This window comes from Actinospica durhamensis, from assembly GCF_018139695.1.
Taxonomy (GTDB): domain Bacteria; phylum Actinomycetota; class Actinomycetes; order Streptomycetales; family Catenulisporaceae; genus Actinospica; species Actinospica durhamensis.
Genome location: NZ_JAGSOG010000255.1, coordinates 1 through 12,524 on the forward strand (window position 1 = coordinate 1; position 12,524 = coordinate 12,524).

General features: G+C 71.4%; 14 protein-coding genes and 1 pseudogene. 10 read left to right on the plus strand and 5 right to left on the minus strand.

Annotated elements, in window-relative coordinates:
* Positions 1-144 precede the first annotated feature (144 nt).
* Positions 145-684 carry an MFS transporter gene (locus KDL01_RS32660; protein ID WP_307846725.1) on the plus strand — a complete coding sequence of 180 codons (540 nt, stop codon included), beginning with the start codon at positions 145-147 and terminating at the stop codon, positions 682-684.
* Here the strand turns inward: KDL01_RS32660 and KDL01_RS32665 are convergent.
* On the minus strand, positions 656-1,648 hold the full coding sequence (locus KDL01_RS32665; protein WP_212532537.1) for a hypothetical protein: 993 nt from the start codon (positions 1,646-1,648) through the stop codon (positions 656-658). The genes KDL01_RS32660 and KDL01_RS32665 overlap by 29 nt on opposite strands.
* Positions 1,649-1,910: 262 nt before the next feature.
* On the opposite strand from KDL01_RS32665, the gene KDL01_RS32670 reads away from it, so the two are divergent.
* The 3 genes and pseudogenes from KDL01_RS32670 to KDL01_RS46155 all read left to right on the plus strand — a co-directional run.
* Positions 1,911-2,768, plus strand: coding sequence for an alpha/beta hydrolase family protein (locus KDL01_RS32670; RefSeq protein ID WP_212532538.1), 858 nt, complete (start codon positions 1,911-1,913; stop codon positions 2,766-2,768).
* Positions 2,769-2,835: 67 nt separating this feature from the next.
* Positions 2,836-3,351 (plus strand): GNAT family N-acetyltransferase, encoded by a 516-nt coding sequence (locus KDL01_RS32675; protein WP_212532539.1) that lies wholly within the window; start codon positions 2,836-2,838, stop codon positions 3,349-3,351.
* A gap of 101 nt (positions 3,352-3,452) precedes the next feature.
* A pseudogene (locus KDL01_RS46155) lies at positions 3,453-3,668 on the plus strand (DUF2277 domain-containing protein); the annotation flags it as partial.
* A gap of 101 nt (positions 3,669-3,769) precedes the next feature.
* Here KDL01_RS46155 and KDL01_RS32685 read toward each other — a convergent pair.
* Positions 3,770-5,053, minus strand: a complete 1,284-nt coding sequence (locus KDL01_RS32685; RefSeq protein WP_212532541.1) for a hypothetical protein — start codon at positions 5,051-5,053, stop codon at positions 3,770-3,772.
* Positions 5,054-5,210: 157 nt separating this feature from the next.
* On the opposite strand from KDL01_RS32685, the gene KDL01_RS32690 reads away from it, so the two are divergent.
* Together KDL01_RS32690 and KDL01_RS32695 are read left to right on the plus strand one after the other, a co-directional pair.
* Positions 5,211-5,765: a hypothetical protein gene (locus KDL01_RS32690; RefSeq protein WP_212532542.1), complete on the plus strand. Its 555-nt coding sequence runs from the start codon at positions 5,211-5,213 to the stop codon at positions 5,763-5,765.
* Positions 5,766-5,894: 129 nt separating this feature from the next.
* Entirely contained in the window at positions 5,895-7,001 is a 1,107-nt protein-coding gene (locus KDL01_RS32695) for a PP2C family protein-serine/threonine phosphatase (RefSeq protein ID WP_212532543.1), read from the plus strand.
* Positions 7,002-7,020: 19 nt separating this feature from the next.
* Here the strand turns inward: KDL01_RS32695 and KDL01_RS32700 are convergent, their stop codons facing one another.
* Both KDL01_RS32700 and KDL01_RS32705 read right to left on the minus strand, forming a co-directional pair.
* Positions 7,021-7,674, minus strand: coding sequence for a class E sortase (locus tag KDL01_RS32700; RefSeq protein WP_212532544.1), 654 nt, complete (start codon positions 7,672-7,674; stop codon positions 7,021-7,023).
* A gap of 158 nt (positions 7,675-7,832) precedes the next feature.
* On the minus strand, positions 7,833-8,351 hold the full coding sequence (locus tag KDL01_RS32705; RefSeq protein ID WP_212532545.1) for a YceI family protein: 519 nt from the start codon (positions 8,349-8,351) through the stop codon (positions 7,833-7,835).
* A gap of 118 nt (positions 8,352-8,469) precedes the next feature.
* Between KDL01_RS32705 and KDL01_RS32710 the strand changes: the two genes are divergently transcribed.
* The 4 genes from KDL01_RS32710 to KDL01_RS32725 all read left to right on the plus strand — a co-directional run bounded on the left by KDL01_RS32710 (position 8,470) and on the right by KDL01_RS32725 (position 11,721).
* Entirely contained in the window at positions 8,470-8,982 is a 513-nt protein-coding gene (locus KDL01_RS32710; RefSeq protein ID WP_212532546.1) for a MarR family winged helix-turn-helix transcriptional regulator, read from the plus strand.
* 325 nt (positions 8,983-9,307) lie between these two features.
* Positions 9,308-10,402 carry a WD40/YVTN/BNR-like repeat-containing protein gene (locus KDL01_RS32715; RefSeq protein ID WP_212532547.1) on the plus strand — a complete coding sequence of 365 codons (1,095 nt, stop codon included), beginning with the start codon at positions 9,308-9,310 and terminating at the stop codon, positions 10,400-10,402.
* A gap of 57 nt (positions 10,403-10,459) precedes the next feature.
* Entirely contained in the window at positions 10,460-10,795 is a 336-nt protein-coding gene (locus tag KDL01_RS32720) for a MoaD/ThiS family protein (RefSeq protein ID WP_212532548.1), read from the plus strand.
* Between the two features lie 50 nt (positions 10,796-10,845).
* Positions 10,846-11,721: a nucleotidyltransferase family protein gene (locus KDL01_RS32725; protein WP_212532549.1), complete on the plus strand. Its 876-nt coding sequence runs from the start codon at positions 10,846-10,848 to the stop codon at positions 11,719-11,721.
* Positions 11,722-11,730: 9 nt separating this feature from the next.
* On the opposite strand, the gene narI is transcribed toward KDL01_RS32725, so the two are convergent.
* A complete protein-coding gene (gene narI, locus KDL01_RS32730; protein ID WP_212532550.1) occupies positions 11,731-12,450 on the minus strand; it encodes a respiratory nitrate reductase subunit gamma in 720 nt (239 codons plus the stop codon).
* Positions 12,451-12,524: the final 74 nt, after the last annotated feature.

The following is a 12,524-nucleotide window of genomic DNA, read 5'->3' on the forward strand; positions in this document are numbered from 1 at the left end:
ACCGGTCCACCGCAGCGTGCCGTCCAGCGGCACCTGCGAAGGCGAAAGCCAACCGGTCGGCAGAGCGGACCACGTCGGGTTCGGGGTCGGGCTCGAGTTTGTCGGCCCGCTGGTGGGAGCGGCCGCGCCTCGACCGGGTTCGGCGTGGCGATTCTGCTGTGCTCGATCTCTCCCAACCTTCTGACCGCCTACGTGGTGCTGCTGTTCACCGGCTGGGCCAGTGTTTCGTTCATCTCCATCGGCAACTCCACCATCCAGCTCGCGGCCCGGCCCGAGATGCGCGGACGGGTCATCGCGCTCTGGCAGGTCGCGTTCCAGGGCACCACCCCGATCGGCGGGCCGCTGGTCGGATGGATCATCGCGGTCGCCGATCCGAGGACGGGCCTCGCGGTCGGTGGCGCGGCGTGCCTGGTGGCCGCCGCCGGAGCCGTTTGGTACGTCCGGCCGCCGCTGCGTCCGCTGCGTCCGCTGCGTCCGCTGCGTCCGCTGCGTCCGCTGCGTCCGCTGCGTCCGCTGCGTCCGCTGCGTCCGCTGCGGCGAGGGGCGTCGCGACAAGAGGACGGCAGCGGAGAGGCTCCGCGACCGGATGGGGACGGACACGGACACGGACACGGACACGGACACGGTGATGGGGACGGCGATCGCGGCGGGCGGGTCAGCACTCCTGCGTCGTCGTCGCCGTGACGGGGCCGGTTGAGGAGCGCGGCTGGGTCGACGCCTGCATCGTCACGGTGCCGCCGCAGAACACGTTGCTGGGGATCGTGTCGCTCACCATGTACTCCGTCTGACCGGACAGCACCATCTCGTGTGTGCTGGTGAGGCTGCCTCTCGAGCCCGAGTACGAGTACATCAACGTGATCGGGTCGGTGGTGCTGGTGGACACGGTGATGACGTAGGCGATGTCCGGATCGAACCGCTGGCCGCCGATGAGTGCGAGTGTCACGTCTCCGACGGCGACGGGTGTCACGGCGTGCAGTCTCCGGAACGTGCCGGGCGGCCAGCCGGCCGCGAACGGGCGGGACGGATCGTGGGCGCCTGAGCGCAGGCGCGAGAGGCGGGATCGGGCGGAGGATGCGGACGCCTCGGCATCAGCGGCCGGGGAAACCACGTCTGAACCTTTTGCCGAGCCGGGGACCGGGCCGTGCAATGCGGTCAGAGCATTGCGGGTGCCGCGTGCCACGTCGGCTCCGGCGGCCTGCGTGCTTCCGCCGGCTGACGATCCGGGGGCGGTGTTCGCCAGGTTGGAGCCCATGTTCGTCCGGTCGCCGCTGGTGTTGTTGAGGTATGTCAGTGTGGCTGCGAGTGCGGCCACGAAGACGCAGCCGCAGGCGCCGGCAGCTACGCGGCTCGGCTTGAAGGACGCGAAAGCGCGGTGTGGCTTGGTCGAGAGATCCGCGGCGAGGACGGTGCGTCCGGGGTAGAGCGTGAACGGGTACTGCGTTCCGTCGGGCTCCACCCGCATCGCCGCCACCGGGGCCGGGCCCGAATCCGCGACGAGCGCGAGTGCGGCCAGATACGCGGCCTCGCGCGAGTCCTGGCCGGGGGCGATGTGGACGGCCAGGCCGTTGACGTCCGCCGAGCCGTCGGGGTGGTGCGCGATCAGTACGGTGGGGCTGCCCTCGCGCCTCGTATCGTCAGCACTATTCATCGTGTCATTGATTTCCGTGCCCGTTGTTCCGCGCGCACCCATGCCGATGCCCATGCCTCGCCGCCGTTCCGTACCGCTGCCAGGGCGGGGCCTCGCCTCGCACTCGAACGGCTCAACGCCGCGGGGGCGGCGGGTGCTCGACATACGGTTGAGTCTTCACTGGAACGGATTGGTGCTGTGGCCACCGGTCGTCGGCGTATGGATACCATGGCGGCGCTGAAGAGAACCGAAGAGCATGAGCGGACAGGACGGAACCCAGAGCATGTCGGACGCTGCCCCCGAGACGCTTGAGCCGCTCACCGTCACCTACGGCGCGCACCCGTCGCAGTACTTTCACGTCCACCTGCCGCAGGGTCCGGGACCGCATCCGGTGGTCGTCCTGATCCACGGCGGATTCTGGCGGCTGCCTTATGGGCTCGGCCTGATGCGGCCGCTCGCCGAGGACCTGGTCCGGCGCGGGTTCGCGGCGGTGAACGTCGAGTACCGGCGGCTCGGCGAAAAGGGCGGCGGGTGGCCGGGGACGTGCGAGGACGTGTTGAGCGCGGTTCGGGGCTTGGGCACCGGGCCGCTGCCGTTCGATCTGCGGCGGATCGGGATCGTCGGGCACTCGGCGGGGGGACACCTTGCGCTCTGGGTCGCGTCGGCGTTGGCCGGGCAGGGCGCCGGACGAGGCGCCACCTCGGGTGCCGGCGCGGACGCGGAGTCGGGCGGCGCGGGGGACGAGGCGCTCGCGTCGGAGTACGCGATCGTGTCGTTGGCGGGTGTGGTGGATATGCGCGCCGCGGCGAACGATCGGCTCGACGAGGAGCACGGCAAGCCTCCGGCGGCCGTCGAGTTCATGGGCGGTACGCCGCTCGAGCGGCCCGACGCGTACCGGCTGGCCGCGCCGATCGAGCTGTTGCCGCTCGGGCCCACGGTGACGCAGCTCGTCGTGCACGGCGACGAGGACAACCGGGTGCCGATCTCGCAGAGCATTGATTACGTCCGGGCCGCGCTCGCCGTGGACGACCGGGTCGAGCTGGCGCGGTTCGCTTCCATGGGCCATTTCGAGGTGCTCGAGCCCGATCACGAGTCCTGGCTGGCGAGTGTCGGGTTTCTCACGGCGACGATGCTCGGCTGAGCGGATCCGCCGGAGCGCACGGCCGGTCGTGCGGGCTCGCAAGGCCGCTCGCCTTTAGTCTGAAGCGGTGACGAACTTCGCGATCAGACCGGCCAGGCCCGAAGACGCCGAGCAGCTCAGTGTTCTGGCTCAGCGTTCCAAGGCGCACTGGGGCTATGACGAGGAGTTTCTCTCGGCCTTCCGCAGCGAGCTGACGATCCGGGCGGAGTCGGTCGTGCCGCGGCGCACGCAGGTGGCCGTGGGAGGCAAGGACCTCGGGGGGACGGACGCGGAGTCCGGACTGACGCAGGGGGCCGAGCCGGAGGAACGGATTCTCGGTTTCGCGACGCTCGAGGGTGAGGCGCCGGCGGGCGAGCTCGGGATGCTCTTCGTGGATCCGGACGTGATCGGGCAGGGTGTCGGGACGGGGCTGTTCAAGCACATCTCCTCCCTGGCCACGCAGCTCGGCTTCCACCGGCTGACCATCGCCTCCGACCCTTTCGCCGAGCCGTTCTACCTGGCGCAGGGCGCGGTCCGGATCGGCGCGGTGCCGTCCGGGTCGATTCCGGGGCGCAGCCTCCCGCTGCTCGCGCTGGCCCTGTAGGCCGCGGAAGGCAGCCCGGCTGCTGACACCCGGCCTGCCGCTGACCTGCCCGGATGGGGTAGGGGGTGGATCGGCGCGCGCGGGCGGACGAGACTGGGGGTATGTGCCGAAGCATCAAGACCCTCCGCCCGCCGGTCACGCCTGAAGCGGGGCCCGAGGACTTCCACGCCGCCGCGCTGCAGTACGTGCGCAAGATCTCCGGCTTCCGCGCGCCGTCCGCGCGGAACAAGGAGGCCTTCGACGCCGCGGTGGACGCCGTGACCGAGGCCACCCGCCGCCTGCTCGCCGAGATCGAGGTGCGCCCGGCCCCGGCCCGTTCCACCGCGCCCGAGCACGAGCACACACAGGACCACGAGCACACACAGGACCACGAGCACGAGCACGCGCACCCGCACGAGCACGCGGCGTCCGAGGTGGGTCAGCCGGTCTGAGGGCCGGACGGCGGCGTCGTGGGCGGCCACTGCGGCGGGTTCGGCGGCGGCTCGCTCGGCCCGCTCGGAGGCCGGCCCGGCGTGCCGCCGAACGCCGGGTCGGTATGCGTCGTCGCGACAGTCCCGTCGTCGTTCATCATCGCGCTGCCCAGGACGCCCTCCGATGTACTGGTCGGCGGGCGGATCAGGCATAGCAGCAGACTGAGTGCGAGGCCGAGCAGGGCGTAGCCGCCGAGGATGAGCAGCGGGTAGCCGCTGCGCTCGCCGCCGAAATAGGCGATCGAACGCACCGCGTCGGTGCCGGCGCCCGGGGGCAGGAAGGCGCCGATGGCCCGCCAGAACGGGGGCAGCATGGCGCGCGGGAAGGCGCCGCCCGCGGACGGGTTGCCGAGCACGACGACGAGCAGCACGGCCAGGCCGATGCCGACGATGCCGAACGCGATCTCCAGCGCCATCGTGATCGCGCCGACGCCGAACACCAGTAGCGCCCCGGTCGCGACCATCGGCCAGAACTCCCCGCCGAGCGCGCCCAGGACGTGCTCCTGGACCAGCAGGGTGCCGATCAGGCCCGCCACGAGGCCGCACAGGGCCAGCGCCACCAGGCGGATCACGGCGCGGGTGAGGTTGGCGGGCCGGGTGCCCGCGCTCAGGCCGAGGATCGAGGCGATCAGGTAGCCCGTCACGCTCCAGCCGACGACGAGGTAGAACGCGGAAAGGCCGTCGAAGTCCTCGGCGCCGGCGGGGACGACGTCGTCCACGCTCAGGGTGCGGTCGGACTGCACCTCGAGCTCGATGAACAGCTTCTCGATCGCGCTGGCCTGCGCCGATCCCGCCGCGGACGCGACGATCAGGGTGTCCTGCGATCCGGTCACGTTGTAGACGAACGCGGCGGCGGTCGAGCGGTCGGCCACGGCGTCGCGCGCGGCGGCCTCGGTGGTGCCCGCGCTCGGTGTGACCGCGCCGCCGGAGGCCTGCGAGAGCTGCGCCACGAGCTGCTGCGTGGCCTGCGGGTCCGCCGAGACGACGGTGATCGGCGCGTTCTGCAGCTTTGGGCTGTGCAGGGCGCCCACGTACGACAGGACGAAGCCGAGGCCGAGGAGCAGGGTCGAGACGACGAGGAGGGTCGCGCGCAGCGACACGGCGTCGCGTACCTCCGCCATGCCCGTCCCACGGTGCGGCGTGGTCGGCCCGTCCGGAGCGCCGAGCGGGGCACCGATCGGAGCGCCATGGGAGCCGGTGGTGACCGGTTCGCCCTCGTCGTCGATGGTCATGGGATCAGGATGCTCACGCTGCGCCGCAGGTCGCACGCCTGGCTAGGCCAGACGAGATCCGGTCCGGCGCCTTCGGCGACCGCGAACGCCCTTGCCGACAAGTTACCGAGGAGTAAGCTCTCTGCGACGGATCGTCTCAGCATGTTCAGGAGGCCTGATGCCCCGGCGACCGCTCATCGCCGCGTGCACACTCACGCTCGCGGTCCCCCTCGCGCTGTGTTCGCTCTCGGCCTGCGCCGACCCGGGTTCCGGCGCGGCCACCACGCCGGCCGCCGGCAGTGGCGCCGGTACGGGCGCCACACCTTCCAGTGTCGCCGTGGCCGACAGCTCGGCGCTGATCACCGACCTCGGCCAGGCCGGGCACACCTGCACCGCCGCGACCGGCGCGGCCGACACGGTCGCCATGCCGGGCCTTCGCAACAGCCTGAACTGCGTGATCTCCGGCGCGGGGCGCACCGGCTCGGCCGACGCGACCGTCGCCGTGTTCGACGATCACGCCCATGCCGCGGCGTTCGCGAACGTGCTGACGTCCTCGAACGTCTCCGGCCTGCTGCTCGGCGGGACCTCGGAGCGTGCCGTGCTCGGCTCGAACTGGGTCGTGCTCGTGCCCGACGACGCCTCCTACGCCGACGCCGTGCACGCCGCGCTCGGCGGGACGGTGCTGGACGGTGGAACCTCGACGGCGAGCGCCGGAGCCTCGAGCGGCGGCTGATCCGCGTCACCCGTCAGGCCCCGCGGCGTCAGGCCGGCCACGCTGGCCGCCATCGCCTGGTCGTGCGCCCGCCGTCCGCCGTCGTTAGCGTCGGACGGGAGGCGGGCGGCGAGAGGCGGTGCGTGCGGCGTGACCCCGGTGCGGCGGCGGCATCTGACGAACCCGCAGCTGCTGGTCCTGCTGGTCACCAGCACCCTGCTGATCTCCGGCCTCGGCGCGGCCGTGGACCCGCAGGCCCGGCTGACCAGCCTGCTGATCTTCCTGCCCGCCATCGTCGCGGGTATCGGCAAGCTCGGCCAGACCGTGTTCGCCGCGGTCTGGGCGTTCGTGACGGTGTTCGCGTCGGTGAGCATCCACCCGGAGCCCACGATCGGGGACACGGCCGTGCTGCTCGCGCTCACCGCGGTCTTCGGCGCCGGGGCCGTCTACGCCTGCCGTGTCCGGCTGGACCGGGAGGCGGAGATCGCCCGGCTGCGCTTCACCGCGACCGCGTTGCAGCGGCAGGTGCTGCGGCCGTTGCCGCAGGTCGCGGAGCCGGTGCAGGTGGACGGGGTGTACGAGCCGGTGACCGAGGACCGTCTGGTGGGCGGCGACATCTACGACGTGGCGGAGACCGATTTCGGTACCAGGGTGCTGATCGGCGACGTGCAGGGCAAGGGTCTGGCCGCGCTCGGCACGGGGCTGGCCGTCATCGGCGCCTTCCGGGAGGCGGCGCAGCGTGAGCTCACCCTCACCGGCCTGGTCGACGCGATCGAGGCCGCGACGAACCGGTTCAACGACGACGCCGTGCACGGCGGCGAGCCGGAGCGCTTCGTCACCGCGCTCGTGCTCGGATTCCAGAGCGAAGCCGGGTCGGGCGAAGCCGGGTCGGGCGACGTCGAGGTCACCGTGATCGACTGCGGGCACCTGCCCGCGTACGCCCTCGACGGCAGCGGGCCACGGCGGCTGGACTTCGGCGAGTCGGGCGTGCCGCTCGGGCTCGCCGACCTGGTGGCCGAACCGCGCCGGGAGCGGCGCTTCCCGCTGCCGAAGGGCACCACGCTCGTGCTCTACACCGACGGGCTCACCGAGGCCAGGAACGGCGACGGCGTGTTCTACCCGCTCGAGGACCGGCTCGCGCTCTTCGGCGGCCTCACGCCGCGCGGCCTGGCCCAGGCCCTGCACGAGGACGTGCGCGAGTTCGCGCCGCGCCAGCAGGACGACCTCGCGATCCTGGTGGTACGGCCGGTGTGGTGAACGCGGGGTCCACGCCCCGTCAGCACGCCTTCGAGACGTGCTGCGTGGTCTGCTTGGACACGAGCTGGCCGAAGACGATCAGGCGGCGGTAGGAGTTGTACACCGGGTCGCAGGTCGTCAGGGTGATGTAGCTGCCGGGCTTGGTGAGGCCGGAGCGGCCGGGGATCTTGTCGAGCACGTCCACGGAGGTCGGGTCGACGAAGACGGGGTCCTCGATGACGCGGTACGTGTAGGTGGTGTTGCCGTCCTGGACCACGACGGTGTCGCCGGTCTTGACCTCGTTGAGGTACCGGAACATGTCGCCCCAGGTGCGCCGGTGCGCGGCGACGGCGAAGTTGCCCGCCTGGCCGGGCAGCTGGCTGCTGGGGTACCAGCCGACGCCCTGCTGCAGCTCGGTCTGGGCCACGCCGTCGAGGATCGGCCACACGCCCGGGTTGCGGATCTGCGGGATCTGGATGGTGGCGAACGGCTGGGCGTCCCTGGGCTGGACGCTGACCGAGGAGGCCCACTCGCGTCGCAGGGTGCAGACGTTCGCCTCGGCCTGCGCGTGGGCGACCACGCTGGTCCAGGTCAGCAGGTACAGGACGTAGAGCCCGACCAGCACGCCCGCCGTGATCATGAGCTCCCCGGCCACGGAGCCGACCGCCCGCAGTGCCCGCATGAATCCTGCCATGAACCGGGATCATGCCATCCGATTTCCATCCTTCCCGGCCGCCTCACGCGACGTTCGCCCGGATGGAGCAGTGGCGGGCGGTGAGGCGGCCGTCCGGTGTCACTCGGAAGGGGTGTTCGTCGTACCGGCAGGGACGGCGGCTCCCTCGGTGCACCTGACTACGCGGTCGCGGCGGTCGGGGTGAAGCGCAGCGCGAGGTCGATGGTGGCCGGGCCCTTGAGCATGCCGAGCTGATTCCACGTCATGCCGAAGTCGGCGCGGTCGATCTCGACCTTGCCGGTGAGCACGACGGCGTCCGCACCCTCGGTCTCGACTCGCACCGGGAAGTCGATCTTCCGGCTGATGCCGCGGACCGTGAGTTCGCCCTCGACGACGGCGCCGTCCGAGGTCGGCCGCACGGTCGCGGCCTCGAACACGATCTGCGGGTGGGTCTCGACCTCGAAGAAGTCCTTGGAGCGCAGGTGCTTGTCCCGCTTGCCGTGCTTGGTGTCGATGGACGCGGCGTCGACCAGGACGCGGCCGGTGGCGCTGCCGTCGGCGCCGATCTCGCCGGCGCCCTGCACGGCGCCGAAGACGCCCTTGACGGTGACCAGACCCCAGATCGTCTTGTGGTGCAGGCCGACTCGGCTGCTCGCGGCGTCGAGTGTCCAGCTGCCGGGGGTCGGTTGTGTGGCCATGAGGAATCCTCCCAAGGTGAATCGCCAGCTATCTGATCGCTGGCTATTATCTTTCCAGCGAGATAATAGCCAGCGGCGTTAAACTGGGCAAGGAGGCGTGCATGGGAGAGGACGAGCGATGACAGTCACGCGTGTGGAGGGAGAGCAGGAGCAGGCGGATCCGGCCGGGTGTTGCTCGGGTGTCGCGGACACGGAGCTGCTGAGCCGCTGGTTCCAGATCTACACCGGGATGCAGCGCATCACCGGTGACCTGCTCGAAGAGGTCGAGCGCGGCGGCGGCCTGAGCGCGCCGGAGTTCCAGATGCTCTGGCACCTGAGCGCCGCGCCGCAGCGGCAGGCGCCGATGAACGAGATCTCGCGCCTGCTCGGCTTCTCCACCGCCGGCACCACCAAGCTCGTCGACCGGCTGAGCGCGACCGGCCTGGTCGAGCGCCGCACCAGCCCGACCGACCGCCGCGTCATCCTGGCCGGACTCACCGACGCGGGCGTCGCCGCCACCGCCCAGGCGGCCGTGATCCTGGCCACGGGTCTGCGCGAGCGCTTCGTCGGCCCGCTCGGCGAGGAGCGGGTAGACGCCCTGGTCGACGCGTTCCGGCTGCTCGCCGGGGAATCAGACTCCTGTCCCGGATAGCCTTTCCCGGGTAGGTCGGATGGACCGCTTCCGCCTCGAATGGCGTTCCTGCACTGGATCACGCTGTTGACGAGATTTCGCGTGGTTGCGCGGAAATTGTCGGATCCTCGGCCTAGGCTAGGGCCTGTCCTGCCGATCTTGTGGCCACGCTGGAACGCGGGGCTTCATCGATATGGCAATGCGAAACGGCTCAGCGCCGAGCACGGGCGCTCGGCCGGAGCAGCTTCATACTGGTTGTCTGGGGGTGCTTCGGCCGGGCGGCCAGGCGACGGTGATCAGCTGTTTCGCGCCGCAAGATCGGCAGGACAGGCCCTAGAGTCGGGACATGGCCGAAACACTGTTGCTCGCCGGTACCCGCAAGGGGCTTGTGATCGCTCGCAAGAGCCCAGGGCGCCCCTGGCACGTGGGCCCGCTTCAGCTGCCGATGACGGCTGTGTACGCGGTCGCGATCGACACGCGCGAGCGCGGGCCGCGCCTGTTCGCCGGGGCGACGAGCGAGCACTGGGGGCCGACGCTGCTCCATTCGGATGACCTCGGCCAGAGCTGGCAGGAGCCGGACCGGGCCCCGATCGCCTTCCCCGAACGCACCGGAGCCGCGCTCGGCCGCGTCTGGCAGATCCAGCCGGGACCGGCCGACCAGCCCGGCGTGGTCTATGCGGGCACCGAGCCGACGGCGCTGTTCCGCTCCGAGGACGGCGGGGTGAGCTTCGCCCTCAACGAGGCGCTGTGGGACCACCCGCACCGCGAGGACTGGGCGCCGGGCTACGGCGGCCAGGCGCTGCACACGATCCTGCCGCACCCGGGCGACCCGGACCGGATCCTCGTGGCCATGTCGGCCGGCGGGGTGTACCGGAGCACGGACGCGGGCGGCAGTTGGGCGCCGGCGAACGTCGGCATCCGGGCCACCTTCCTGCCCGAGCCGGAGCAGTACCCGGAGTTCGGCCAGTGCGTGCACAAGGTCGCCCCGGACGCGGCCGACCCGGAGCGGCTGTATCTGCAGAACCACAACGGCGTCTACCGCTCCGAGGACTGGGGCTCGACGTGGACCGAGGCGGCCAAGGGCCTGCCGGGCGAGTTCGGCTTCGCGGTGGCGACGGATCCGCGCAAGTCCGGGCGCGCGTACCTGTTCCCGCTCACCAGCGACGAGTTCCGGTTCGCGCCCGACTTCAAGCGCCGCGTCTACCGGACCGACGACGGCGCCGAGGGCTGGCAGGACGTGAGCGAGGGCCTGCCGGACGGCGCGTTCTACTCGCTCGTGCTGCGCGACGCGCTGTGCACCGACGACGGCGACCCGGCCGGTGCCTACTTCGGCACCCGCACCGGCGAGCTGTACGCGTGCGCCGGCGAGGCGTCGTCGTGGGAGACCGTCGCGACCGCGCTGCCCGACGTGCTTTCGGTGCGCGCGACGGTGCTGGACTGACGGACGGGAGGGCCGAACGGGTGACGGGCGTGGACGGGCGAGCGGAGGCTGACGGCGATGGACATGAACTCTGATCTGGACTCCGAGGACACGAACACGGCGACGGTGGTCGTGCCGAGTGCGCTGGCCGGGTTCGCGGGCGGCCGTTCGCACATCCCGGTCGGGATGGACACCTCGCTCGATCCGCCGCGGCTGCCGTTGCCGGACGTGCTCGACCGGCTGCGGGTCGAGGTGCCTTCACTCGAACGGCGGATCCGGGACGAACAGGGGGCCATCCGCGGACATGTGAACATCTACATCGACGGCGTGGACATCCGCGAGCTCGGCGGACCGGAGACGGTGGTGGTCGGCGGCGCGACGGTGGAGATCATCGCGTCGGTCAGCGGGGGATGACGCGCCGGCGGCGCACATCGCAGTACTCGAATTCAGGCTAGCGTGACGGCATGCGCATGCCGACATCGCCGGATCCGGAACCCAGTTCACCGCGGCCGCGGCCGCGGGTGCCGGCTGCCGCGCCGGCTTCCCTGCCGACTTCCGCGTCGACTCGCGCCGTCCCGGTCACGCAGGCGCTGATTCTGGCGGGCGGCACGGGCTCGCGGCTGCGGCCCTACACCGACGACCGGCCCAAGGCGATGGTCGAGATACCCGGGACCGGCCGGTCGATCCTCGAGCACCAGCTCGACTGGCTCGCCGAGGAGGGCGTGACCGACGTCGTGATCTCCTGCGGGCACCTCGCGCACGTGCTGCAGGACTGGCTCGCGGCCACCGAGGACTCCCGGTCGATCGCGGTCACGACGGTGGTCGAGATCGAGCCGCTCGGGCGCGGCGGCGGGATGAAGTTCGCGGCCAAGGCGCTGCCGCGGCCGGACGAGGACTGGTACTCCCTCAACTCCGACATCTGGACCCGCTTCTCGCTGCGCGAGATGGCGGCGCTGCACGCGGCGAGCGGCGCGCTCGGCACGTTCGCGCTGGCGCGGCCGCGGCTGCCGTGGGGCGTGGTGGAGCTCTCCGACGACGACGCGCCGCTGATCACCGAGTTCGTCGAGGCGCCGCCGGTGCCGTGGCCGGTGAACGCGGGCGTGTACGTCTTCGGGCCCGAGTTCCCCGCGCTGCTGCCCGAGCTTGGAGACCACGAATACACCACGTACCCGCAGCTCGCCCGGGAACGGAGGCTGGTGGGCTACCGCATCCCCGAAGGCCTGTACTGGCGGGCGATCGACACGGCCAAGGACCTCGAGACGGCGGCACGGGAACTGGTCGCGCGTGAGCAGGCGGCGTGCGAGCAGGCGGCGCGTGACGCTGTGGCGCGCGGGGCCTAGTACGACTTCTTACTCCCAGCCGGGACGGGCCGGGCGGGTCGACAGGCGCTTCGGGTCGCGGGCGCGGTAGACGATGTAGGGGCGGAACAGGTACGGCACCGGTGCGCTGAACGCGTGCACCAGCCGGGTGAAGGGGAACGCCGCGATCAACACCATGCCGACGGTCACGTGGATCCGGAAGATCACCGGAGCGGCCTGCATCAGCTCCACCTCGGGGTGCAGTGAGAACAGGCCGCGGAACCACAGCGAGACGCCCTCGCGGTAGTCGTAGACCGGCGTGCCGATGTTCCACAGGGTGGAGCTCAGGCCGAGGGCCAGTGCGCCGAACAGGAGCACGTACATCGCCTTGTCGTTGGGCGTCGTGGCCAGCAGCACGGTCCTGGTCGAGCGCCTGCGCACGATCAGCAACGCCAGGCCGCCGATCGCGGCGACGCCCGCGGGAACGCCGAGGATCAGCGCGACCAGATGGTATGCGTGCTCGTTGATGTGCACGTTCGTGGTCCATCGTTCCGGCAGGACGAGTCCGATCAGGTGCCCGGCGATCACGCCGAGGATGCCGTAGTGGAACACCGGGCTGGCCAGCCGCAGCCACTTCGACTCAAGCAGCTGCGAGGAGCGGGTGGTCCAGCCGAACTTGTCGTACTTGTGCCGCCAGATCGTGCCGCCGATGAGCAGGACGAGGGTGAGGTAGGGGAGCACTCCCCACAGCAGCAGTCCGGGCGTGGTCATCTTCCGAGGTCTCCGAAGGCCGGCGGGTCGAGGAGGGGGAGCGGGATGGTGGCGGGCTGACGCGGTGGCGCGGG

What these genes read in the sequence shown, in the direction of transcription:
- KDL01_RS32690 (WP_212532542.1), top strand. Translation starts at nt 5,211, where the DNA reads ATGCCCCGGCGACCGCTCATCGCCGCGTGCACACTCACGCTCGCGGTC.
- KDL01_RS32720 (WP_212532548.1), top strand. Translation starts at nt 10,460, where the DNA reads ATGGACATGAACTCTGATCTGGACTCCGAGGACACGAACACGGCGACG.
- KDL01_RS32710 (WP_212532546.1), top strand. Translation starts at nt 8,470, where the DNA reads ATGACAGTCACGCGTGTGGAGGGAGAGCAGGAGCAGGCGGATCCGGCC.
- KDL01_RS32700 (WP_212532544.1), bottom strand. Translation starts at nt 7,674, where the DNA reads ATGGCAGGATTCATGCGGGCACTGCGGGCGGTCGGCTCCGTGGCCGGG.
- KDL01_RS32725 (WP_212532549.1), top strand. Translation starts at nt 10,846, where the DNA reads ATGCGCATGCCGACATCGCCGGATCCGGAACCCAGTTCACCGCGGCCG.
- KDL01_RS32665 (WP_212532537.1), bottom strand. Translation starts at nt 1,648, where the DNA reads ATGAATAGTGCTGACGATACGAGGCGCGAGGGCAGCCCCACCGTACTG.
- KDL01_RS32715 (WP_212532547.1), top strand. Translation starts at nt 9,308, where the DNA reads ATGGCCGAAACACTGTTGCTCGCCGGTACCCGCAAGGGGCTTGTGATC.
- KDL01_RS32685 (WP_212532541.1), bottom strand. Translation starts at nt 5,053, where the DNA reads ATGACCATCGACGACGAGGGCGAACCGGTCACCACCGGCTCCCATGGC.
- KDL01_RS32670 (WP_212532538.1), top strand. Translation starts at nt 1,911, where the DNA reads ATGTCGGACGCTGCCCCCGAGACGCTTGAGCCGCTCACCGTCACCTAC.
- narI (WP_212532550.1), bottom strand. Translation starts at nt 12,450, where the DNA reads ATGACCACGCCCGGACTGCTGCTGTGGGGAGTGCTCCCCTACCTCACC.
- KDL01_RS32705 (WP_212532545.1), bottom strand. Translation starts at nt 8,351, where the DNA reads ATGGCCACACAACCGACCCCCGGCAGCTGGACACTCGACGCCGCGAGC.